This window comes from Bariatricus sp. TF06-38A (assembly GCF_027690675.1).
Classification (GTDB): Bacteria; Bacillota; Clostridia; order Lachnospirales; family Lachnospiraceae; genus Allocoprococcus; species Allocoprococcus comes.
The window spans coordinates 273,472-295,138 of sequence record NZ_JAQFCE010000001.1; the positions used below are offsets into that span (position 1 = coordinate 273,472).

Annotated in this window: 23 protein-coding genes; all 23 read left to right on the forward strand. The window is 45.1% G+C overall.

Features of this window, described 5'->3' with window-relative positions:
• The first annotated feature begins 5 nt into the window (after nucleotides 1-5).
• The 23 genes from PG418_RS01325 to PG418_RS01435 all read left to right on the forward strand — a co-directional run bounded on the left by PG418_RS01325 (nucleotide 6) and on the right by PG418_RS01435 (nucleotide 21,428).
• The gene (locus PG418_RS01325; protein ID WP_022220739.1) at nucleotides 6-1,211 is read left to right on the forward strand and encodes an ABC transporter substrate-binding protein; all 1,206 of its coding nucleotides are present in this window, start codon (nucleotides 6-8) and stop codon (nucleotides 1,209-1,211) included.
• A gap of 15 nt (nucleotides 1,212-1,226) precedes the next feature.
• Complete coding sequence (locus tag PG418_RS01330) at nucleotides 1,227-2,264, forward strand: FecCD family ABC transporter permease (RefSeq protein WP_008371797.1); 1,038 nt, start codon at nucleotides 1,227-1,229, stop codon at nucleotides 2,262-2,264.
• Nucleotides 2,265-2,266: 2 nt separating this feature from the next.
• Nucleotides 2,267-3,373 (forward strand): ABC transporter ATP-binding protein, encoded by a 1,107-nt coding sequence (locus PG418_RS01335; protein ID WP_173699452.1) that lies wholly within the window; start codon nucleotides 2,267-2,269, stop codon nucleotides 3,371-3,373.
• Nucleotides 3,363-3,890 (forward strand): cob(I)yrinic acid a,c-diamide adenosyltransferase, encoded by a 528-nt coding sequence (locus PG418_RS01340; RefSeq protein WP_270222886.1) that lies wholly within the window; start codon nucleotides 3,363-3,365, stop codon nucleotides 3,888-3,890. The genes PG418_RS01335 and PG418_RS01340 overlap by 11 nt, the downstream gene beginning before the upstream one ends.
• A 9-nt stretch (nucleotides 3,891-3,899) precedes the next feature.
• Complete coding sequence (gene cbiD / locus PG418_RS01345; protein ID WP_118217530.1) at nucleotides 3,900-5,036, forward strand: cobalt-precorrin-5B (C(1))-methyltransferase CbiD; 1,137 nt, start codon at nucleotides 3,900-3,902, stop codon at nucleotides 5,034-5,036.
• A gap of 20 nt (nucleotides 5,037-5,056) precedes the next feature.
• Nucleotides 5,057-5,794, forward strand: coding sequence for a precorrin-2 C(20)-methyltransferase (locus tag PG418_RS01350; RefSeq protein WP_498836955.1), 738 nt, complete (start codon nucleotides 5,057-5,059; stop codon nucleotides 5,792-5,794).
• Complete coding sequence (gene cobM / locus PG418_RS01355; RefSeq protein WP_173686691.1) at nucleotides 5,791-6,567, forward strand: precorrin-4 C(11)-methyltransferase; 777 nt, start codon at nucleotides 5,791-5,793, stop codon at nucleotides 6,565-6,567. Before PG418_RS01350 ends, cobM begins: the two co-directional genes overlap by 4 nt.
• 1 nt (nucleotide 6,568) lies before the next feature.
• A complete protein-coding gene (gene cobJ, locus PG418_RS01360) occupies nucleotides 6,569-7,303 on the forward strand; it encodes a precorrin-3B C(17)-methyltransferase (protein ID WP_055157995.1) in 735 nt (244 codons plus the stop codon).
• Nucleotides 7,304-7,305: 2 nt separating this feature from the next.
• On the forward strand, nucleotides 7,306-8,526 hold the full coding sequence (cbiE, locus tag PG418_RS01365) for a precorrin-6y C5,15-methyltransferase (decarboxylating) subunit CbiE (protein ID WP_498836956.1): 1,221 nt from the start codon (nucleotides 7,306-7,308) through the stop codon (nucleotides 8,524-8,526).
• The gene (locus PG418_RS01370; protein ID WP_498836957.1) at nucleotides 8,523-9,905 is read left to right on the forward strand and encodes a cobyrinic acid a,c-diamide synthase CobB; all 1,383 of its coding nucleotides are present in this window, start codon (nucleotides 8,523-8,525) and stop codon (nucleotides 9,903-9,905) included. The genes cbiE and PG418_RS01370 overlap by 4 nt, the downstream gene beginning before the upstream one ends.
• 46 nt (nucleotides 9,906-9,951) lie before the next feature.
• Complete coding sequence (gene cobT / locus PG418_RS01375) at nucleotides 9,952-11,025, forward strand: nicotinate-nucleotide--dimethylbenzimidazole phosphoribosyltransferase (protein ID WP_498836958.1); 1,074 nt, start codon at nucleotides 9,952-9,954, stop codon at nucleotides 11,023-11,025.
• Nucleotides 11,022-11,798 (forward strand): adenosylcobinamide-GDP ribazoletransferase, encoded by a 777-nt coding sequence (locus tag PG418_RS01380; protein WP_195508750.1) that lies wholly within the window; start codon nucleotides 11,022-11,024, stop codon nucleotides 11,796-11,798. The genes cobT and PG418_RS01380 overlap by 4 nt, the downstream gene beginning before the upstream one ends.
• A 52-nt stretch (nucleotides 11,799-11,850) precedes the next feature.
• Entirely contained in the window at nucleotides 11,851-12,456 is a 606-nt protein-coding gene (locus PG418_RS01385) for a histidine phosphatase family protein (RefSeq protein WP_022220734.1), read from the forward strand.
• A complete protein-coding gene (gene cbiB / locus PG418_RS01390; RefSeq protein ID WP_055157977.1) occupies nucleotides 12,453-13,415 on the forward strand; it encodes an adenosylcobinamide-phosphate synthase CbiB in 963 nt (320 codons plus the stop codon). The genes PG418_RS01385 and cbiB overlap by 4 nt, the downstream gene beginning before the upstream one ends.
• A gap of 15 nt (nucleotides 13,416-13,430) precedes the next feature.
• Entirely contained in the window at nucleotides 13,431-14,486 is a 1,056-nt protein-coding gene (locus PG418_RS01395; RefSeq protein ID WP_008371775.1) for a pyridoxal phosphate-dependent aminotransferase, read from the forward strand.
• A 1-nt stretch (nucleotide 14,487) separates the two neighbouring features.
• Complete coding sequence (locus PG418_RS01400) at nucleotides 14,488-16,026, forward strand: cobyric acid synthase (protein ID WP_173686689.1); 1,539 nt, start codon at nucleotides 14,488-14,490, stop codon at nucleotides 16,024-16,026.
• Nucleotides 16,014-16,565, forward strand: a complete 552-nt coding sequence (locus PG418_RS01405) for a bifunctional adenosylcobinamide kinase/adenosylcobinamide-phosphate guanylyltransferase (protein WP_008371769.1) — start codon at nucleotides 16,014-16,016, stop codon at nucleotides 16,563-16,565. Before PG418_RS01400 ends, PG418_RS01405 begins: the two co-directional genes overlap by 13 nt.
• A complete protein-coding gene (locus PG418_RS01410) occupies nucleotides 16,562-16,963 on the forward strand; it encodes a bifunctional adenosylcobinamide kinase/adenosylcobinamide-phosphate guanylyltransferase (protein ID WP_008371768.1) in 402 nt (133 codons plus the stop codon). Before PG418_RS01405 ends, PG418_RS01410 begins: the two co-directional genes overlap by 4 nt.
• Nucleotides 16,960-17,589: a precorrin-8X methylmutase gene (locus tag PG418_RS01415; RefSeq protein WP_022220732.1), complete on the forward strand. Its 630-nt coding sequence runs from the start codon at nucleotides 16,960-16,962 to the stop codon at nucleotides 17,587-17,589. Before PG418_RS01410 ends, PG418_RS01415 begins: the two co-directional genes overlap by 4 nt.
• 274 nt (nucleotides 17,590-17,863) lie before the next feature.
• The gene (locus PG418_RS01420; RefSeq protein ID WP_044998928.1) at nucleotides 17,864-18,664 is read left to right on the forward strand and encodes an SDR family NAD(P)-dependent oxidoreductase; all 801 of its coding nucleotides are present in this window, start codon (nucleotides 17,864-17,866) and stop codon (nucleotides 18,662-18,664) included.
• Nucleotides 18,665-18,890: 226 nt separating this feature from the next.
• Nucleotides 18,891-19,562 (forward strand): HAD family hydrolase, encoded by a 672-nt coding sequence (locus tag PG418_RS01425; RefSeq protein ID WP_008371759.1) that lies wholly within the window; start codon nucleotides 18,891-18,893, stop codon nucleotides 19,560-19,562.
• Nucleotides 19,563-19,564: 2 nt separating this feature from the next.
• Nucleotides 19,565-20,065 carry a GNAT family N-acetyltransferase gene (locus PG418_RS01430; protein WP_055246559.1) on the forward strand — a complete coding sequence of 167 codons (501 nt, stop codon included), beginning with the start codon at nucleotides 19,565-19,567 and terminating at the stop codon, nucleotides 20,063-20,065.
• Nucleotides 20,046-21,428, forward strand: a complete 1,383-nt coding sequence (locus PG418_RS01435; protein ID WP_055246562.1) for an MATE family efflux transporter — start codon at nucleotides 20,046-20,048, stop codon at nucleotides 21,426-21,428. Before PG418_RS01430 ends, PG418_RS01435 begins: the two co-directional genes overlap by 20 nt.
• Nucleotides 21,429-21,667 lie beyond the last annotated feature (239 nt).

The window sequence follows — 21,667 nt, forward strand, 5'->3', positions numbered from 1 at the left end:
AGAAAATGAAAAAGAGAACGATGCGTCTGGGGTGCATTCTTTTGAGTACAGTGCTGCTTGGGACGGCAGCACTGACCGGATGCGGGCAGACGAAAAAGAATACAACAGATACAAAAAAAACAGAAAGCAGCAGTACGAAAGAAAGTGCCAAAGAAAAAAAAGGTCCGGAGATTGACGGACTCACTTATGAATCCGCGATGGATCTGGAATATGCCGAAGGTTTTCAGGTATATTACTACAAAGACGGCTATAAGATGATCGATATCAAAGACGATGCAAAATTTCTGGTCGTCCCGGAAAATCAGGATGTGCCGGATGGAGCCGAGGAGGATTACGTGATCCTTCAGCAGCCGCTGGATCATATTTATCTTGCGGCGACATCTGCAATGGCACTTTTTAATGCGATCGATTCTCTGGATAATATCACAATGACAGGTACCCAGGCTTCCGGATGGTATATTGAAAATGCAGTCAAAGCGATGGATGACGGGAAAATAAAATTTGCAGGGAAATACAGTGAACCGGATTATGAGATGCTGGTGGACGAAGACTGTGATCTTGCCATCGAATCGACCATGATCCTTCACACACCGAAGGTACAGGAGATGATTGAATCTCTGGATATCCCGGTGATGATCGACCGGTCCAGCTATGAATCGCATCCTCTAGGAAGAACTGAATGGATCAAACTTTATGCAGCAATGCTGAATAAAGAAGATGCAGCGGATGCATTTTTTGAAAAGCAGGTGGAAAATGTCGATGCGCTCAAAGATTTTAAGAATACCGAGAAGACAGTTGCATTTTTCTATGTAAGCAGTGACGGAACGGTGGTAGTAAGAAGAAGTGATGATTATATTCCGAAAATGATCGAACTTTCCGGTGGAAGATATGTATTCGATGATCTGACTGGCGATGACAGTAATACTTCAGCAGTAAAACTTACAATGGAAGAATTTTACGCACAGGCGGCGGATGCAGATTATCTGATTTATAATTCAAGTATCGATAATCCAATCAACAGTGTAAAAGATCTGGAAGAAAAAGATGCACTTTTTTCTGATTTCAAAGCAGTCAAAGAAGGAAATGTATGGTGTACCGGTAAATATCTGTATCAGGCAACCGATATCGTTGGGGAACTGATCACGGATATGAATCTGATGCTGACAGGCGGCGATGAAAGCAAGATGACATTTTTATACCATGTAAAATAGAAAACGGAGAAGAAAATGGGACAGGCAGGAATGAAAAATAACTGGAAAAGGAATACAAGATATATGGGAGTCTTTGCGGTGCTGGCAGCAGTTTTTTGCATGATCGTAGTGCTGAACATCAATACCGGAAATGTACAGATCTCGGTTCCTGAGATTTTACGGATCCTGTTTCTGAAAAAAGGAACACAGGTGCAGATGAATATTATCTGGAAAATCCGTCTTCCGCGTGTCCTGATGGCAGGGATTCTGGGAGGGGCACTTGCCCTTTCCGGATTTTTATTGCAGACATTTTTTTCCAACCCGATCGCAGGACCGTATGTACTGGGGATTTCTTCGGGTGCAAAGATGATGGTCGCTCTGGCGATGATCATCTTTTTAAAATATTACACTTTGGTATCATCTTATATACTGATCATTGCAGCATTTATCGGATCTATGCTTTCAATTGGATTTATCCTGCTTCTTGCAAGAAAAATCCGGAATATGGCAACTCTTCTGGTTGGCGGAATCATGATCGGTTATATCTGCTCGGCAGTAACTGATTTTGTAGTGACTTTTGCGGAGGATTCAGATATCGTGAATCTGCATGGCTGGTCACAGGGAAGCTTTTCCGGTATGAGCTGGAGCAATGTAAAGGTAGCAGCGCTTATGGTAGGAATCACACTGATCCTTACCTTTTTCCTGTCAAAGCCGATCGGAGCGTATCAGCTGGGAGAAATGTATGCGCAGAGTATGGGGGTCAATATCCGTGTGTTCCGGGTGCTTCTGATTCTGCTTTCCAGTGTATTTTCCGCATGTGTGACCGCATTTGCAGGACCGATTTCATTCGTTGGAATCGCAGTTCCGTACTTGATCAAGCATCTTCTCGGGACGGCAAAACCGCTGGTTGTGATACCGGCAACATTCCTTGGCGGGGCGGTGTTCTGTATGGGATGTGATCTGATCGCGCGTATGGCATTTGCACCACTGGAGCTGAATATCAGTACTGTGACTTCGATCTTTGGTGCACCGATCGTAATTTTCATGATGATAAAAGGAAGAAAAGGGAAATAAATATGAGTGAGAACTATTTTCAGATGAAAGATCTTTCTGTCGGATATCATGGAAATGTACTGATCCATGATATCTGTACAGAGATTAAAAAAGGTGAGATATTGACACTGATTGGACCAAACGGTTCCGGGAAATCTACGATTTTAAAAAGTATTACCAAACAGCTTACGCTCATTGGAGGTAAGGTGACGATCGGTGAAAAGAATCTGAAAGACTTATCTTACAAAGAGCTTGCAACGAAGATGGCAGTGGTGCTGACACAGCGGGCAAAGCCGGAGCTGATGACCTGCTATGAGGTCGTAGCAGCAGGGCGGTATCCTTATACAGGACGGCTCGGGATATTAACGCGAGAAGATGAGAAAAAGACACAGGAAGCACTGGAAATTGTCCATGCAACAGAATACGCAGAAAAAAGTTTTGAGGCGATCAGTGACGGGCAGAGACAGCGGATCCTTCTGGCAAGAGCGATCTGCCAGGAACCGGAGGTACTGATCCTGGATGAACCCACTTCTTTTCTGGATATCCGTTATAAGCTGGAGTTGCTTACTATTTTGAAAAATATGGCGAAAGAAAAGCAGATCACGGTCATTATGTCACTTCATGAGATCGATCTGGCGCAGAAGATCTCGGATAAGATCCTGTGCGTTAAAGGAGATACAATTTTCGGTTATGGAGAGCCGGAGGCGATTTTTAAAGAAGATTTTATCCAGAAACTTTATGAGATCGACAACGGGCATTTTGATCCTGTGTTCGGAAGTGTGGAGCTTGCAAAGGCAGAGGGAGAGGCAGAAGTATTTGTGATCTCTTCCGGAGGCAGTGGAATCCCTGTTTACCGGAACCTTCAGAAAGCAAAGATTCCATTTTCGGCAGGAATCCTGTATACTAATGATATTGACTATCATCTGGCAGAACATCTGGCAGTCAGTGTAATCGAAGAAGAGCCATTTGAACCGGTAAGCGACCGTGCATTTGAACGGGCAAAGCAGATGATCAGGCAGTGTAAAAAGGTGATAAATGCAGGAATTGTGATTGGGACAACCAACCAGAAGATAAAAGAACTGCTTGTATTTGCAGAAGAAATGGGAAAGCTGGAATCATATGAAAAATAGACTTTTGCACATTTACTGTGGAGATGGAAAAGGAAAGACGACGGCGGCAACGGGGCTTGCAGTTCGCGCAGCTGGAAGTGGTATGCGGGTTCTGTTTGCCCGTTTTTTAAAAAATGAATTTTCGGGAGAATTGAAGATCCTGGATCGGATCCCGGAGATCGAGGTACTTCATCTGAAAAAAAGCTATGGATTTTTTAAGACACTTTCCGAAAAGGAACAGGAAGAAGTCCGAGAGATGTATGGCAGGCTGTGGAATACGATCCGGGGGAAAATCAGTACAGGGGATTATGATATGCTTGTGATTGATGAATTTATGGCGGCATACCGGTATGGACTGATCCCGAATAAAGAGGCGGTGCAGTTCTTAAAAGACAGACCGGACAATCTGGAAGTGGTTCTGACCGGACGGGATCCGTCAGATGAGCTTCTGGAGCTGGCAGATTATATTTCGGAAGTAAAGATGGTACGGCATCCTTTTGAAAAAGGAATCCGGGCAAGGAAAGGCATCGAATACTAAGGAGACGAAATGGAAATGGACAAGATGCAGGTCGTGTGGAAAAATCAAAAAGAACTGCGGTGTGGATACACAACAGGAAGCTGTGCTGCGGCAGCAGCAAAGGCGGCAGCGGCAATGCTCTTTTCCGGGGAGGAAATCCGCCAGGTATCTCTTATGACGCCGAAAGGGATCGAACTGTATCTGGAAGTAGAAAAGATCCAAAGAGAAAATGAATCTGTCAGCTGTGCCATTCAGAAGGACAGCGGAGATGACCCGGATGTGACGAACGGGATCTTCGTTTACGCCAAGGTCACGAAAAAAAGGGAAAAAGGAATGACCTTAGATGGTGGGATCGGAGTAGGGCGGTTCACCCGGAAGGTGCTGGAGCAGGAAGCCGGGGAAGCGGCGATCAATAAGGTTCCGCGGCAGATGATCCGGGAAGCGGTGCAAAGCCAGATTGAGAAATATGACTGGGATGGTGGCGCGGACGTTCTGATCTATGTTCCGCAGGGCGTGGAGATCGCGAAGAAAACGTTTAATCCAAGACTTGGGATCGAAGGTGGGATTTCGGTACTCGGAACCTCAGGAATCGTAGAACCGATGAGTGAACAGGCACTGACGCAGACTATTTTCCTGGAAATGAAGATGCTTCGTGATGAAGGTCACCGGTATTGTTATTTGACACCGGGAAATTATGGAAATGATTTTTTAAGGCAGACACTTGGGTACGACCAGGAGCTTGCGGTGAAATGCAGCAATTATATCGGGGATGCGATTGATGACGGCGTGCGGCTGAAGATGGACGGACTGCTGCTTGTAGGACATATCGGAAAGCTGGTCAAGATCGCTGCAGGTGTAATGAATACCCATTCCAGACAGGCAGATGCAAGAATGGAAGTGCTTGCCGTCCATGCGGCAATGGCAGGGGCAGACCGTGAGACAGTCTGTGCTCTGATGAAGTGTTTTACGACGAAGGAAGCATTGGACATTCTGGAAGAAAGAGGACTTTTGGAAGAGACGATGCGGACCGTGATGGAGAAGATCGAGTATCATTTGGCGAAGCGTGCCGGCGAGAAGATGAAGGTCGGGGCGCTGATGTTTTCGGATGAACTCGGGGTTCTTGGGAAGACATCTCTTGTGGACAAACTGAGGGAAAAGATCGGATAGGTAGAAAGGTATGACAAAAAATGGCAGGAAGATTTGACCTTGCGGGTGTAGGTCCGGGAGATCCGGAACTGATGACGATAAAGACAATTCGTGCGATTAAGGCGTGTCAGGTATTGGTACTTCCAATTGGCAGTCCGGAGTTAAAGAAACCGGAACTGGAAGAGGGGGAAGAAGAGACATTTGCAAAAGAATGTCTGGCATATCGGATTGCGTGTGAGGCAGAGCCGGAGACGAAAAAGAAGCTGCGGCTGTATCTTCCCATGCCAATGATCAAGGGAAAAAAGCTGCTGAAAGAGATACACGATGCAGGTGCAAGAAAGGCGTCAGAGCTTCTGGAGAAAGGAAAGAATCTGGTTTTTCTGACGATTGGAGATCCGACCGTGTATTCGACAGGAATTTATATTTATAAAAGACTGAAAAAGATGGGATATCAGGGGGAGATTTTTTCCGGGATTCCGTCTTTTTGTGCTGCGGCAGCAAGGCTGGAGATCTCGCTTGTGGAGAACCGGCACGAGCTGCATGTTCTTCCGGTGTCCTATGGAATTGAAGAAAAGTTGAAGCTTCCGGGGACGAAGGTTCTTATGAAGACCGGGAAAAAAATGGCGCAGGTCAAAGCTGTTCTGAAAGAGGAAGGACAGCAGGCGAAAATGGTAATGAACTGCGGAATGGATGGAGAAAAAATTTACAAATGCACAGAAGAAATACCGGAAGATGTGGGATATTTTTCGATTGTAATAGCAAAGGAGAAAGAAAAATGATTCATTTTGTTGGAGCAGGAAGCGGTGCTGTGGATCTGATCACAGTACGGGGGCAGAAGCTTTTGGAGGAAGCAGATATAGTGGTGTATGCCGGTTCACTGGTAAATCCGGAGCTTCTTAAGAATTGTCAGAAGGACTGTCAGATCTACAACAGTGCGAAGATGACGCTGGAAGAAGTGATGGAAGTGATGATTTCCGGAGAGAAGCAGGAGAAAAAAGTTGTCCGGCTGCATACGGGTGATCCGTGTCTGTATGGTGCGATCAAAGAGCAGATGGATCTGCTGGAAAAGGAGAATATTTCTTATAAAGTGTGCCCGGGAGTCAGCTCCTTTTGCGGAGCGGCATCTGCACTGAATGCAGAATATACTCTTCCCGGGATTTCACAGTCTGTGGTGATCACACGGATGGCAGGAAGAACACCGGTTCCGGAAAAAGAATCCATTGAAAGTTTCGCTGCGCACCAGGCAACGATGGTAATCTTTTTAAGTACCGGGATGCTGGAAGAACTGTCGAAGCGTCTGATCGAAGGCGGTTATCAGCCGGAGACTCCGGCAGCGATCGTCTACAAGGCAACCTGGGAGGATGAAAAGGTGTGCAGATGTAAGGTGAAAGATCTTGCGGTGACAGCAAAGGAGAATGGAATTACAAAGACAGCACTGATCGTGGTTGGTGAGGTGCTTGGCGGAGAGTATGAACGGTCACTTTTATATCATCCGGAGTTTACAACAGAGTTCAGGCAGGGCAAAGGAAAAGAAGGTGCAGGAAATGTGTAAAATTGGAAAAGTCTATGTAATCGGTCTTGGACCGGGTGCTGAGAAAGAAATGACATACCAGGCGTCCACGGCACTGGAAAAAAGTGAGGTTATTATCGGGTATACCGTATATACGGGACTGATACGGGAAAGGTTTCCGGATAAAAAGTACCTTTCCACACCAATGCGGCAGGAAGTGATCCGCTGTGAGATGGCAATGGATGAGGCGATGAAAGGAAGTACGGTAGCTATGGTATGCAGTGGGGATGCCGGAATTTACGGAATGGCAGGTCTGCTCTATGAGATGGGACAGGGCTACCCGGAGGTGGAGCTGGAGGTCGTGCCGGGGATCACGGCGGCAAATGGCGGTGCGGCAGTTCTTGGTGCACCTCTGATGCATGATTTTGCAGTGATCAGTCTGAGTGATCTTCTGACACCGTGGGAGAAGATTGAAAAGAGGATTCGCGGAGCTGCGATGGCGGATTTTGTGATCTGTCTGTATAATCCGTCCAGCCGGAAACGGGCAGATTACCTGAAAAAGGCATGCGAGTATATCCTGGAGTACCAGAGCCCGGATACAGTCTGCGGTTATGTGCGGAACATCGGACGTGAAGGCGAAGATGCACATATTCTGACACTTTCTGAGCTGAAGGATACGGAGGTCGATATGTTTACAACCGTTTATATCGGCAACAGCCAGACGAGAAATGTGGATGGGAAAATGGTGACACCGAGAGGCTATCGATTGGAGGAATAACTGTGGAAAACCGAAAATGCCAGGTAAATCTTGCCGGGATCGGGATGGGAAGCAAAGGAACGCTTACGGAAGAGGTCAGAAAGATCATTGCGGAAAGTGATGTGCTGATCGGAGCTACGCGGATGCTGGAAGGATTCCGGGAAAAAAAGAAATGCTGCTATGCAGAGTATCTGCCGGAAAAAATCAGAGCAATCCTGGATGAGCAGGAGGAAAAGACCAGATGTACGGTGCTGTTTTCCGGGGATACCGGATTTTACAGCGGGGCAAAAAAGCTGGCGGATATTCTGAAAAAAGACGGATATGAAGTACGGATTTTTCCGGGGATTTCATCTGTAATCTATCTTGCGGCAAAGCTTGGAAAAAGCTGGGAGGATGCGAAGATTCTCAGCATGCATGGAAGAAGTCAGAATTTTATCCATGTAGTTGCAAACCATGAAAAGACATTTCTGATCCTTGGGAAAAGTGCGGGAAAAGAGATCTGCGAAAAACTGAAATATTATCATCTGGAACAAGTAACCGTTTCGGTTGGAAATCATTTGTCTTATCCGGATGAAGAGATTGTAATCAAAAAAGGAAACGAGCTTCAGGCAGAAGATTTTGGTGATCTTACCACTATTCTGATCGAGAATCCAAAGCCGGAAAAGAGAACAGGAATTCATCTTGCAGATGAGGAGCTGATCCGTGGAAGTGTTCCGATGACGAAGGAGGAAGTGCGGACAGTCAGCATTGCAAAATTGAAGCTTACAAAGAATGCAGTAATATATGATGTGGGGGCCGGAACCGGTTCAGTGTCTATAGAGGCTGCTCTTCAGGGAGAGAATCTCCGCGTTTATGCAATAGAGAAGAATCCGGAGGGTGCAGAACTGATCAGGAAGAATATGCAGAAATTCCGGGCAGACCAGATTCAGGTTATAGAAGGAGTTGCACCGGAAGCACTGGAAGCACTGGAAATGCCGACCCATGCTTTTATCGGAGGCAGTACAGGACAGTTAAAAGAAATTATTCAGTGCATAAAGAAAAAAAATCCGGACGTCCGTATCGTGATCAATGCAATTTCGCTGGAAACCGTGAAGGAAGCGATGGAGGCGATGGAGGAAGGACTGCTTGCAGATCCGGAAATCATACAACTGAATGTGGCAAAGTCAAAGAAACTTGGAAGATATCACATGATGACCGGGTTAAATCCGATTTATATTATTTCAGACGGAGGAGATACAGAATGAAAATTCCCGGAATTGTAATCGCGGCATCTGCCAGTGGGAGTGGAAAGACAGCGGTGACAATGGCAATGATGAAAGCATTTAAAAATGCCGGAAAGAAGGTACGCGCCTGCAAATGCGGACCGGATTATATTGATCCTATGTTTCACCGGGAGGTGCTGGGAATTGATTCCGAGAACCTGGATCTGTATTTTTGTGACCGGGAGCGCTTGAAAGAGCGGTTTATGCATCATGCGGAAGGTGCGGAGCTTGTGGTGACAGAAGGTGTGATGGGGTACTATGACGGGATCAGTCTGGATTCGGATCAGGCAAGTACTTATGACGTTGCGAGAACCCTGGGACTTCCGGTAATCCTGGTTGTTCCGGCAAGAGGTATGGCATCGACAATCCTGGCAGTATTGAAGGGAATGATTGAATACCGGAATGACAGTAATATCCGGGGAATCATTCTGAACCGGATTTCCCCGATGCTGTATCCGAAGATGAAGAAGATGATCGAAGAGGGATTGCAGACAATGGGATTCCAGGTTCAGGTGGTTGGTTATGTGCCGGAGGAGGATGCTTTTCATCTGGAGAGTCGGCATCTGGGACTGATGCTTCCGGAGGAAATAGGGAACCTGAAAAAACAGATTGACCGGGCAGCAGAGATTCTGACAGAGACACTTGATATGGAATCGGTGCTGAAAATTGCCTGGGAAGCAAAAGAAATGGAGTATCATCCGGTGAAGGCAAAACAGGAAGCAGCCGGACGAAAAGTGCGTATCGGCGTAGCGCGTGACTTGGCCTTTTGTTTCTATTATAAGGATAATATGGAGCTTTTAAAAGAGCTTGGATGTGAGATCATTCCGTTTAGTCCTTTGGAGGATACAAGGCTTCCGGAACATTTAGACGGACTTTTATTTGGTGGTGGATATCCGGAACTTTGTGCGAAACATCTGGCAGAAAACAGAGCTATGCGAAAAGATGTAAGAAAGAAGATTGAAAATGGAATTCCATGTATTGCGGAATGTGGAGGATTTCTATATTTGACAGAAGAGCTGGAAGGGGAAGATGGAAAGCACTATCCGATGGTGGGGGCACTTCCGGGAAAAGGGATCAAAAAAGGGCGACTTACCAGATTCGGATACATTGAGCTGACTGCGGAAATGAACGGAGTGTATATGAAAAAGGGAGAGAAGATCCGGGCGCATGAGTTCCATTATTGGGATTCTACGGAAAACGGAGAAGATACACTTGCCGTAAAGCCGGATGGTGTGAGAAAATGGCAGGCTGTTCATATGAAGGGGAATCTGTTTGCGGGATTTCCGCATTTATACTTTTATTCCAACCCTAAAGTGGCCAAACGCTTTGTAGAAGCGTGTAGAACCTACAGAAGCAAGTAAAAAGCTGACAAAGACAAATCGAAAAGACAGGAGATTAGACTTACAGATGGAAGAGACCAGATGGAAAGAGAAAATAAAACCACTTGATGAAAATGCAATGGAAGAGGCGCGGGCTCACTGGATGACGGTAGGGAAGCCGCTGTTTAGTCTGGGAAGTCTGGAGGATGCGGTGATCCAGATTGCCGGGATTAAGGGGACTTCAGATTTTGAACTGCGAAAGCGCGGGCTGATCATTATGTGCGCGGACAACGGTGTGGTAGAAAAAGGCGTGACACAGACCGGCCAGGAAGTAACGGCAATCGTGGCGGATAATTTTACAAGAGGAGAGACAAGCGTCTGCATCATGGCAGAAGAGGCAAAGGTAGATCTTTTCCCGGTGGATGTAGGAATGGCAACAGATGTGCCGTCTGTGACAAAGAAAGAATACAAAGTGATGTATGGCACACACAATTTTGCAAAAGAAGCGGCGATGACAAGAGAAGAGGCAGTTGAGGCGATAGAAGTTGGAATTCAGATGGTAAAGAAGTGTGCCGAAGCGGGATACGAAATTCTTGCGACAGGTGAAATGGGGATTGGAAATACAACGACCAGCAGTGCGGTTGCCTCTGTATTGCTCGGAGAGGATCCGAAGGTCATGACAGGAAAGGGGGCAGGTCTGACGAAAAAAGGTCTGCGAAAGAAGGTACAGGTCATCCGGGAAGCGGTTGAGCGGATGCAGCCGGATAAGACAGATGCGATCGATGTACTTTCCAAGGTTGGAGGACTTGACATAGCAGGACTTGCAGGTGTATATCTTGGTGGGGCAATCTACCGGATTCCGGTGCTGATAGATGGCTTTATTTCTGCAGTGGCTGCACTTGTGGCGGTACGGATGGTTCCGGAATGTGCAGGATATATTTTACCATCCCATTTGTCTGATGAACCTGCGTCAAGAAAGATTTTAGATGCTTTAGAAAAAAAACCATTTCTTACATGTGGCATGTGTCTGGGGGAAGGAACAGGAGCAGTGGCAGCGATGCCGCTTCTTGAGATGGGACTTCAGGTGTACCGTAAAATGGGAACTTTTGATGATATTCACGTAGAGCAGTATGAAGTACTGGATGGGAAGGACGAAAGATGAAATTTTTAGAACCGATGATCGTTGCGTTTTCTATGTATTCAAAAATACCGATGCCGCGCATTGAGTGGAACAAGGAAAATATGAAATATACGATGTGTTTCTTTCCGCTGATCGGTGTTGTGACCGGAGTACTCATTTATCTGGCAGGAATGTTTCTTGATGGAAATATTTTTCCGAAAGTAAACAGTGGAAGACTGATGTTTGCTGCGGTTATGACATTGATACCGGTTTTTGTAAGTGGAGGGATCCATCTGGATGGATTTATGGATACGATGGATGCACTTGGATCCTGGGGAGATAAAGAAAAGAAACTGGAAATCCTGAAAGATTCGCATAACGGTGCTTTTGCGGTCATCGGAATCTGCTGTTATTTTACCGTAAGCCTTGGCGTATGGAGTGAAATCCGGACGGAGATGCTTCCGGTAGTAGCAGCAGGATATGTAATTTCAAGAGCGCTCAGTGGGATTGCTGTAGTGACATTTCCGGCAGCAAGAGGAAGCGGTCTTGTAAAGACTTTCCAGGATGGAGCACAGAAAAAGGCAGTAAGGATCACAATGATTGTATACCTGGTCCTGGCGGCAGTATATTTGTATTTCTGTTCGCCGGTTGGTATGGTGGTACTTCTTATAATTGCAGGAGTAGTATTTGGATATTATTACCGGATGAGCAGGAAACAGTTTGGAGGTGTTACCGGGGATCTGGCGGGATACTTTCTGCAGATTTGTGAGCTGGCATTATTAGTTGGGGGATTGATTGTGCAGGGAATCAAATGAAAAGCAGGGAATCAAATGAAAAGCAGAGAAAGGAAGAGGAGATGTATAGAAGATGGAAATCGAGCTGATTCGGCATTTTGCGACGGAAGGGAATTTGGAGAAGCGGTATATTGGGGTGACAGATGAAGAAATAAAGGCAGAGTTCGTTCTGGAGCATACTCTGAAAAAAGAAGAAAATGGACGTGAGGAGTGGAAGCCGGAGCTTGTGATTGTCAGTCCGCTCAGGAGGTGCAGGCAGACGGCAGAGATTCTTTTTCCGGGAGCAGAGCAGGTTGTCTGTGAGCAGATGCGGGAATGTGATTTTGGCCTTTTTGAGGGGAAGAATTATCAGGAGCTGACTGGGAATCCAAAGTATCAGAGCTGGATTGATTCTGGAGGTACAAAGGCATTTCCGGGAGGAGAAGATCCGATGGAGTTCCGGAAACGGTGTGTCTGCGGATTTGAACAGATGATGGAAAAGATGATAAAGGGAAAAAGAAAGAAGATTGCCTTTGTGGTTCATGGGGGGACGATCATGTCGGTGATGGAAGCATTTGATCCGGAAAAGAAAGAATTTTATCACTGGCAGGTGAAAAACGGAAAAGGTTTTCATTTTCAAATTGAGGAAGAAAAATGGCAGCAGGGAAAGAGACAGTTTGAGGAGATTGAGGAAATATGAGTTCTTTGATGGCATGTATAGCAGGAATGGCGCTGGATGCGATTTTCGGGGATCCGGTATGGCTTTACCACCCGGTACGGATCATTGGAAACTGGATTTCGATACTGGAAAAGTGGCTGCGCGTATTTTGTAAAAATGATGAGAAAAAAGAAAGAATCGCAGGATGTGTTTTATGGTTTTGTGTGGTGATCGCATCGGTCGGAATTCCGTGGGGACTTTTGTATCTTGCCGGAAAGGTCAGCTTCTGGCTTCAATTTGCACTGGAAACTTTCTGGTGTTATCAGCTTCTTGCCGGAAAATGCCTGAAAGATGAAAGCAGGAAGGTTTATGTACGGCTCGTAAACCACAATCTGGAGGGGGCAAGACATGCGGTATCGATGATCGTGGGGAGAGATACCGGAAATCTTTCTGAGGCCGGAGTGACAAAGGCAGCGGTAGAAACGGTAGCCGAAAATACATCGGACGGAGTGATCGCACCGCTCATTTTTATGTTGATCGGTGGGGCACCACTTGGTTTTTTTTATAAGGCTGTTAATACAATGGATTCTATGGTAGGATATAAGAATGAAAAGTATTTACATTTTGGTCGGTTTGCGGCTAAAATGGATGATGTATGGAATTATATTCCGTCCAGGATATCAGCACTTCTGATGATCGCAAGTGCATGGATCTTCCGGATGGATTATAAAAGGGCGTGGGCAGTCTGGAAAAGAGACAGGCGAAAGCATGCCAGCCCGAATTCCGCGCAGACAGAAGCGGTATGTGCAGGTGCACTTCAGGTGCAGCTTGCGGGAGATGCCTATTATTTTGGAAAATTATATCCGAAAGAGACAATCGGAGATGATGTGCGTCCTATCGAGCCGGAAGATATTTTAAGAGCCGGTAATCTGATGGACGGAACAGCACTTCTGACACTTCTTGTCTTTGGATTACTGAAATATTGTATGATACTGATGTAAGGGGAATAAAAGGTTATGGAATATGTACATGGTGGAGATATTTATACACACAAAGGAATGACAGATTTTTCTGTGAATCTGAATCCGTTCGGACCTGGAAGAGCTGTAGTGGAAGCGGCAAGAAAGTCAATAGACCAAATTGGAAATTATCCGGATGCCAGCTGCAGGAAACTGAAAAGTGCTCTGGCGAAAAGACTGGAAGTTCCGGCTGAGCATATTATCTGTGGAAATGGGGCGGCAGATCTGATTTTTACGGCAGTACTTGCGGACTGCCCAAGGAAAGCGCTGATACCGGTTCCTGCATTTGCGGAATATGAACAGGCACTGCGTGCGACCGGGTGCGAGATCTGTTATTATAAGAAAAGAGAAGCGACTGGTTTTCAACTGGAAGAAGATTTTCTGGATCTTCTGAATGAAGATATTGATATGGTATTTTTGTGTTCACCGGATAATCCGACCGGAAAGCTGATCGACCGGAGTATGCTTTGGAAGATTCTTGCAAGATGCGAGACTTACGGAATCCGGATGGTATTGGATGAATGTTTTATTGATTTCGCGGAAAATGCAGCTACGGCATCCATTCTTGCAGATACTAAGAGATGGAGAACGTTATTTATCCTCCGTTCACTGACTAAGATGCACGCGATTCCGGGAATCCGTATCGGGTATGCCGTTACTTCGGATATGGAATTTCTGGAGAAGATGGAACAGTCCAGACAGCCATGGAGCGTATCGATACCGGCACAGGCGGCAGGCATGGCATCTTTAAAAGAGCGGATGCGTGTGAAACGGACCTGTGATTTTACGAACCGTGAAAGAATCTGGATGGAAAATGAATTAGACAAGCTTGGAATTACCCATTATCCGTCAGATGCCAATTTCATTCTGATGCGAAGCGGTATAAATTTATATGAGAAACTGAAAAAACAGAAGATCCTGGTTCGGGATTGCAGCAATTACAAAGGTCTCGGAGAAGGATATTATCGTGTTTGTATGCGGCAGAGAGGAGACAACCAGAAACTGATCGATGCGCTGGGAGAAATTCTCTATGCAGGTCAGGGAGAATTTTAATATGGCAAAGTCGATTATGATTCAGGGAACCATGTCAAATGTCGGAAAGAGCCTTCTTGCGGGAGGGCTCTGTCGTGTTTTAAAGGAAGATGGAATCAAGGTTGCACCATTTAAGTCACAGAACATGGCACTCAATTCTTTTATCACGGCAGATGGTCTGGAAATGGGACGCGCACAGGTTATGCAGGCAGAAGCTGCTATGATCCGGCCGGAAGTTTATATGAACCCGATTCTTTTAAAACCGACCTCCGATGTAGGAAGTCAGGTAATTGTAAACGGAGAAGTTGCGGGAGTCATGCCGGCGATGGAATATTTCCGTAAAAAGAAAGAATATATTCCGGCTATTTTAGAAGCTTATCATAAACTGGAAGAAAAGTATGATGTGATCGTCATTGAAGGCGCGGGAAGTCCGGCAGAAATAAACCTTAAGCAGAATGATATTGTCAACATGGGACTTGCTGAGCTGGTGGATGCACCGGTTCTTCTTGCCGGAGACATTGACCGTGGTGGTGTGTTTGCGCAGATCGTCGGGACGGTTATGCTGTTGGAAGAAAAAGAGCGGGCAAGGATCAAAGGTACGGTGATCAATAAGTTCCGCGGGGATGTGAAAATTCTGGAGCCAGGTATCAGGATGCTGGAGGAGCGGACAAAGATACCGGTATGTGGCGTGATGCCATATATTTATGCGGATATTGATGATGAGGATAGTCTGTCAGAAAGGTTTGAGCGGAAAGAAAAGGCGGCACTTCTGGATATTGCAGTGATCCGTCTGCCGCGTATTTCCAATTTCACAGATTTTGCGGTACTGGAATGCAGGGAAGAAGTTTCGCTTCGGTATGTGTCAAAGGCAGGAGATTTCGGGAATCCAGATCTGGTAATTCTGCCGGGAAGTAAAAATACGATGGAAGACCTGTTGTGGCTTCGTCAGAGCGGACTGGAAGGGAAAGTGCTGCGCCATGCCTCATCAGGGAAACCGGTATTTGGTATCTGTGGCGGTTACCAGATGCTTGGAGAAGAGATCCTTGATCCGGAAGGGGTAGAACGTGGTGGAACCATAAAAGCAATGGGACTGCTTCCTGCAGTTACTGTATTTGAAAATACCAAGAGAAGAACCCGTGTTACCGGAAGGTTCGGAGAAGTTAACGGAATCTTAAAAGCAATGTCCGGTGCAAAGCTGGATGGATATGAGATCCATATGGGGAAAACTATTTTTTCTGATAAAGATGCTGCAGATCATAAGATGATGGTACAGATCTGTGATCAGGTGACAGGTGAGAGCCGGTGGGACGGAGCGCAGAAGAAGAATGTGTACGGCTGCTATGTACATGGGATTTTTGATGACCGGGAAGTAGCGGATGCACTGATCGGGGCACTTCTGGAAGAAAAAGGATACGGCGAGGAAGCCATGCACTCCATGGACTACCATGCTTACAAAGAGAAGCAGTATCAGATTCTTGCAAATGCAGTTCGTGAGAATATGGATATGAAGAAAATATATGAGATTATCGAGAAGGGAAATGCAGCAGAATGTTTCATCTGATCACAGGTGGCAGTGGAAGTGGTAAATCCGAATATGCAGAGCAGAAGCTTATGGAATATGCCAGCCATTCAAAAAGAAACAAAAAACGCTACTATATAGCAACTATGATACCTTTCGGGAAGGAAACGGAAGAGAAAATTGCACGTCACAGAAAACTTCGTGCGGGCAAAGGGTTTGAAACAATCGAATGCTATACGGATCTTAAAAAAGCTGCAGAAATCCTGCAGACAAAAGAGACAGGAAGTGTTCTCCTGGAATGTATGTCCAATCTTGTGGCAAATGAAATGTATGATCCGTCAGGAGCAGGTGAAAATGCAGAAGAGTCCATTCTGGCGGGGATCCATAAGCTGCAGAAGGTCAGTGATGATCTGGTAGTTGTTACAAATGAAGTATTTTCAGACAGCATGACAGATAATCCGGAGATGGAAGAATATCTGAAGCTTCTCGGAAAGCTAAATCTTCGGATGGGAGAGAGGGCAGATCTGGTGACAGAAGTTGTGTACGGAATTCCGGTTGAAAGGAAAGATATAAAAAAATGAAAATGATAATCGGCGGTGCATATCAGGGGAAGCTTGCGTATGCAAAAAAGCAGAACCCATACATTCATTGGACGGATGGGGAACTATGTGAAGGAGATAATATTTTTGAGGCAGAAGGAGTCTTTCATTTTGAAAAATATATCCAGAGCATGATAAAAAAAGAAAACTGGTCGGAAAAAGAAGCAATTGATTTCGCATCGAAACTAACAAAAAAGTGTCCGGATATTGTAATTGTGACACAGGAGATCGGCTATGGTCTGGTTCCGGTAGACGCATTTGATCGCAGATACAGGGAACTGACCGGAAGGATCTGTACCGTACTTGCGGCAAATTCAGATCAGGTAGACCGGGTAGTATGCGGGATCGGTGTGACGATCAAAGGAGGAAATATCAAGTGAAGATAGAACTGGAAAATGTAAAACCTGCAGAAATAGAAAAACGCAGTTTTGAGATCATAACAGAAGAACTGGGTGATACGCATCTGATCCCCGGAACAGAACCGATCGTCAAACGCTGTATCCATACAAGCGCAGATTTTGATTATGCCAAGAACCTGATGTTTTCAGAAGGTGCAGTAGAAAAAGCGCTGGATGCTATCCGAAATGGTGCAGTCATTGTAACCGATACCCAGATGGGAAAAGCAGGTATCAACAAACGGAAGCTTGCAGAATACGGAAGCGAAGTTCTTTGCTTCATGTCCGATGAAGATGTAGCAGAAACTGCCAAAAAGAACGGAACCACGCGTGCCGTTGCAAGCATGGAAAAAGCAGCCACCCTCGATAAAAAAATCATCTTTGCCATCGGAAATGCCCCGACAGCCCTTGTAAGACTCTATGAACTGATCCAGGATGGCAAATTAACCCCAGAACTCATCATCGGAGTTCCTGTAGGATTTGTAAATGTTGTCCAGTCTAAAGAGTTAATCCTTTCACTGAAAGACACACCATATATCGTGGCAAGAGGCAGAAAAGGTGGCAGCAATATTGCTGCATGTATCTGCAATGCACTATTGTATATGTTGTAGATAGATAAGATGTTGGGGTCAAAAGGTATTTTGCCCCCTTTGATACCAGATTGCTACGTGCGTTTTGCATCGGTTTTCTGACCTTTTGCCCCTGGTATCTATATAATAAACAACCCTTATTTAATGAGGTTTTTGCATTCTAACTGTCTTTGCGATAATCAAAAAATTAACTATATTGTCAGAAAATAGACACAATTCAGTATTGAATTCTGACCTGTACTCTGCTATTATAATCGTATGCTAGTTGAAGGACAGCAGGAAGGAGAAATTGATTATGGGATTTTTAACAGGAAAGACTGCAATTATCACAGGCGGCGGAAGAGCTGTATTAAGTGATGGAAGCTGCGGATCTATTGGATATGGAATTGCAACAGCTTACGCAAAAGAAGGAGCGAATCTGGTAATTACCGGGCGTAATGTAAAGAAACTCGAAGATGCCAAAGAAGAACTGGAGAGACTCTATGGTATCAAAGTATTACCTGTACAGGCTGATGTCAGCGCGGGGGCTGATAATGAAGCAACAGTACAGAACGTAGTAAAGCAGGCAATTGATACATTCGGAAGAATTGATGTCCTGATCAATAATGCACAGGCATCCGCATCTGGTGTTACGATCGCAGATCATACAACAGACCAGTTCAATCTGGCAATGTATTCCGGCGTATATGCGGTATTCTATTATATGCAGGCATGTTATCCGTATCTGAAAGAGACAAAGGGATCTGTTATCAACTTTGCTTCAGGTGCCGGACTTTTCGGAAATTACGGACAGTGCGCATATGCAGCGGCAAAAGAAGGAATCCGTGGACTTTCCAGAGTAGCTGCAACAGAGTGGGGACCAGATGGAATCAATGTCAATATCGTATGCCCGCTCGCATGGACAGCACAGCTTGAGAATTTCCAGAAAGCTTATCCGGAAGCATTCAAGGCAAATGTAAAGATGCCGCCGGCTGGACATTACGGAGATGTAGAAAAAGAAATCGGACGTGCATGCGTACAGCTTGCATCACCGGATTTCAAATATATGAACGGAGAGACGATCACCTTAGAAGGTGGAATGGGACAGAGACCTTAAGAAAAATCCATAAAAGCCAAAGGGAGTGCCTGTGCGTTTTTTGAATCGTACAGTCGCTCTCTTTTTATTTCATAGGGAATTCCGAAGAAACTTCCTATGAAATAAAAGGCACTACGTGCCGGAGATGCGCACTCTTTTTAGCTTCTCCGTCTTGACATCTTTAAAAACGTCATTCAAAATAAGAACGGAAAGAAAATTTAAATCATTTAATCGAGGCTAAAAAGGTATGAAAGCAGTTATTTTTGATATGGACGGTGTTCTGATCAACACAGAACCATTACACTATCGTTGCTGGAAAGAAATTTTAAAAGAGAAGAACGGAATCGATCTTGACTATGAGGTTTACCTTCCGTGTATCGGTTCTACCCGTGGATTCTTCATGGATTTGATCAATGAGAATTATGGGCCGGTTTTTGATGATGTGGATAAGATGAATGCGCTCATGAAAGAGAAAAAAGCGCAGATTACAGAGGCAGAAGGATTTCCGGAGATGCCGGGAATTAAAGAAGCATTGAAGCAGTTAAAAGACGAAGGATATCTGCTTGCAGTAGCGTCTTCCTCTCCGGCTTATGCGATCAAAGATGCATTAAAGTCTCTGGATATGGAGAAATATTTTACAGTGGTCATGAGTGGAGATTATGTAGAGCATCCAAAACCGGCACCGGATACTTTCCTTGTAACGGCAGAGAAACTGGGAATGGAGCCGGAGGACTGTCTGGTAGTAGAGGATTCGACTAACGGTGGAGGAGCTGCCAGAGCAGCCGGTATGAAATGTATCTGGTTCCACAACCCGGATTCCGGAAGGCAGGATATCCCGGATGCGGTACTGGAATTTCCGGCATGGACCAGCGAAAATGTAGAAAAAATGCTGAAAATATTAGGAAAAGAGGGAGAGTAAAGATGAGAATAAGAACAGCAGATCTGAGTGATCTGAAAGAAATTGCCCGTGTGGAGGCAGCGTGTTTCCCGGCAGCAGAAGCGGCAACAGAAGAAGAATTTGAAAAGAGACTTACTTTTTATAAAGATCATTTCTGGCTGATGTTTGAAGAAGAGAAGTTGATCGCCTTCGTGGACGGTATGGTGACGAATCAGGAAGATCTGACAGACGAAATGTATGAAAAAGCGGAAATGCATGATGAAAAAGGTGACTGGCAGATGATTTTTGGTGTAAATACGCTGCCGTCTTACCGGAAACATGGATATGCAGGAGAATTGATCAAAAGAGCGATTACAGATGCAAAAGAGCAGGGAAGAAAGGGACTTGTCCTTACCTGCAAGGACCGGCTGCTATCTTATTATGCCAGGTTTGGATTCAAAAATGAAGGTGTCTCAGAATCAGTACATGGAAACGTGGTCTGGAATCAGATGAGACTTACATTTGATGAAGGGCTGGGTGAATAATGTGAAAAAAAATAAGTTTGAAATTGATATGTGCAACGGCTCCATCATGGACAAGCTGATCTCTTTTTCACTGCCGCTTATGGTTTCCGGAATTCTGCAGCTTGCGTTTAATGCAGTGGATATCATCGTGGTAGGAAGATTCTCCGGGAGTCAGGCACTTGCTGCAGTCGGCTCCACAACAGCACTGATTAATGTGTTTACGAACCTGTTTATCGGAATTTCACTTGGTGCCAATGTTCTTGCAGCCAGATTTTATGCAGCGGGCAAAGACCGGGAGATGTCGGAAACAGTACATACTTCGATCACACTTGCGCTGATCAGTGGAATTATGATGGCAGTTATCGGGGTGCTTCTTGCAAAGTGGGCACTTGAAATTATGGGAACGCCGGATGATGTGATCGGGCAGTCTGCCTTATATATGCGGATCTATTTTATGGGAATGCCATTTTTTATGTTATATAACTATGGGGCGGCCATTTTAAGGGCGATCGGTGATACAAAAAGGCCATTGATCTTCCTGATCATTTCCGGAATTGCAAATGCCGCGCTGAACATGATACTGGTTATTCTTTTTCATATGGGAGTTGCCGGGGTTGCAATTGGAACAATTATTTCACAGCTGATTTCCTGTGTGCTGGTACTGACCTGTCTGTACCGGTCGGAAGGAAGTTATCAGCTTCGTTTCTCCAAACTGAAGATCAATGGTGCCTACATGGAACAGATTTTCCAGGTGGGAGTTCCGGCGGGAATCCAGAGTACGGTCATCAATTTGTCAAATGCACTGTTGCAGTCTTCGGTTAATTCATTTGGATCGATTGCGATGGCAGGCTATACAGCAGCGAACAATATACTTGGGTTCCTTTATATGTCAGTGAATTCGATCACCCAGGCATGTATGAGTTTTACCAGTCAGAATTATGGTGTGGGTAAGCTGAAACGAATGGATAAGGTGCTGCGTGACTGTGCGATTCTGTCTATATCGATCGCGGCAGTGCTTGGTGGTCTTGCCTATAGCTTCGGACCGCAGATTCTGACAGTTTATACTTCAGATCCAAAGGTTATCAACTGCGGAATGGAAATCCTGGCGTATACATCGATCACTTATTTTCTGTGTGGGATCATGGATTTGTTTCCGGGTGCGCTTCGTGGAATGGGATATTCAGCAGTCCCGATGGTGCTTTCAGTGATCGGAACGGTGGGAACAAGAATTGTGTGGGTATTTGGAATTTTTCCGAACCACAGATCTTTATCCGTACTTTTTGTATCCTATCCGGTGTCATGGATCCTTACTATTGTACTTCAGGTTATGTGCTTCTATTTTGTGAGAAAAAGGGTACATCAGAAAGAAAAAAGATTGTTATAAACAGAACGAAATTGTGAAAATCGACAGTAGGGCATTGTGAAAAACAGACAGATTTATCTGTCTGTTTTTGTATATATATAATAAATGTGCTTGCAATAGAAAGACACATGTGTTTGTATCCGCTACAAAAACATGAATATGTAAAATGTTTGTGCATCACGGAAAAGTAGATTGAAAAGAGAAGAAAAATAGGGTATCCTAAGTATAGAAAGACAAAAATAATAAAAAGTCCGCGTTAA

Bases quoted from the DNA above. Each gene is read 5' to 3' on its own strand.
- PG418_RS01325 (WP_022220739.1), top strand. From the start codon at position 6: ATGAAAAAGAGAACGATGCGTCTGGGGTGCATTCTTTTGAGTACAGTG.
- PG418_RS01330 (WP_008371797.1), top strand. From the start codon at position 1,227: ATGGGACAGGCAGGAATGAAAAATAACTGGAAAAGGAATACAAGATAT.
- PG418_RS01335 (WP_173699452.1), top strand. From the start codon at position 2,267: ATGAGTGAGAACTATTTTCAGATGAAAGATCTTTCTGTCGGATATCAT.
- PG418_RS01340 (WP_270222886.1), top strand. From the start codon at position 3,363: ATGAAAAATAGACTTTTGCACATTTACTGTGGAGATGGAAAAGGAAAG.
- cbiD (WP_118217530.1), top strand. From the start codon at position 3,900: ATGGAAATGGACAAGATGCAGGTCGTGTGGAAAAATCAAAAAGAACTG.
- PG418_RS01350 (WP_498836955.1), top strand. From the start codon at position 5,057: ATGGCAGGAAGATTTGACCTTGCGGGTGTAGGTCCGGGAGATCCGGAA.
- cobM (WP_173686691.1), top strand. From the start codon at position 5,791: ATGATTCATTTTGTTGGAGCAGGAAGCGGTGCTGTGGATCTGATCACA.
- PG418_RS01370 (WP_498836957.1), top strand. From the start codon at position 8,523: ATGAAAATTCCCGGAATTGTAATCGCGGCATCTGCCAGTGGGAGTGGA.
- cobT (WP_498836958.1), top strand. From the start codon at position 9,952: ATGGAAGAGACCAGATGGAAAGAGAAAATAAAACCACTTGATGAAAAT.
- PG418_RS01380 (WP_195508750.1), top strand. From the start codon at position 11,022: ATGAAATTTTTAGAACCGATGATCGTTGCGTTTTCTATGTATTCAAAA.
- PG418_RS01385 (WP_022220734.1), top strand. From the start codon at position 11,851: ATGGAAATCGAGCTGATTCGGCATTTTGCGACGGAAGGGAATTTGGAG.
- cbiB (WP_055157977.1), top strand. From the start codon at position 12,453: ATGAGTTCTTTGATGGCATGTATAGCAGGAATGGCGCTGGATGCGATT.
- PG418_RS01395 (WP_008371775.1), top strand. From the start codon at position 13,431: ATGGAATATGTACATGGTGGAGATATTTATACACACAAAGGAATGACA.
- PG418_RS01400 (WP_173686689.1), top strand. From the start codon at position 14,488: ATGGCAAAGTCGATTATGATTCAGGGAACCATGTCAAATGTCGGAAAG.
- PG418_RS01405 (WP_008371769.1), top strand. From the start codon at position 16,014: ATGTTTCATCTGATCACAGGTGGCAGTGGAAGTGGTAAATCCGAATAT.
- PG418_RS01410 (WP_008371768.1), top strand. From the start codon at position 16,562: ATGAAAATGATAATCGGCGGTGCATATCAGGGGAAGCTTGCGTATGCA.
- PG418_RS01420 (WP_044998928.1), top strand. From the start codon at position 17,864: ATGGGATTTTTAACAGGAAAGACTGCAATTATCACAGGCGGCGGAAGA.
- PG418_RS01425 (WP_008371759.1), top strand. From the start codon at position 18,891: ATGAAAGCAGTTATTTTTGATATGGACGGTGTTCTGATCAACACAGAA.
- PG418_RS01430 (WP_055246559.1), top strand. From the start codon at position 19,565: ATGAGAATAAGAACAGCAGATCTGAGTGATCTGAAAGAAATTGCCCGT.
- PG418_RS01435 (WP_055246562.1), top strand. From the start codon at position 20,046: ATGAAGGGCTGGGTGAATAATGTGAAAAAAAATAAGTTTGAAATTGAT.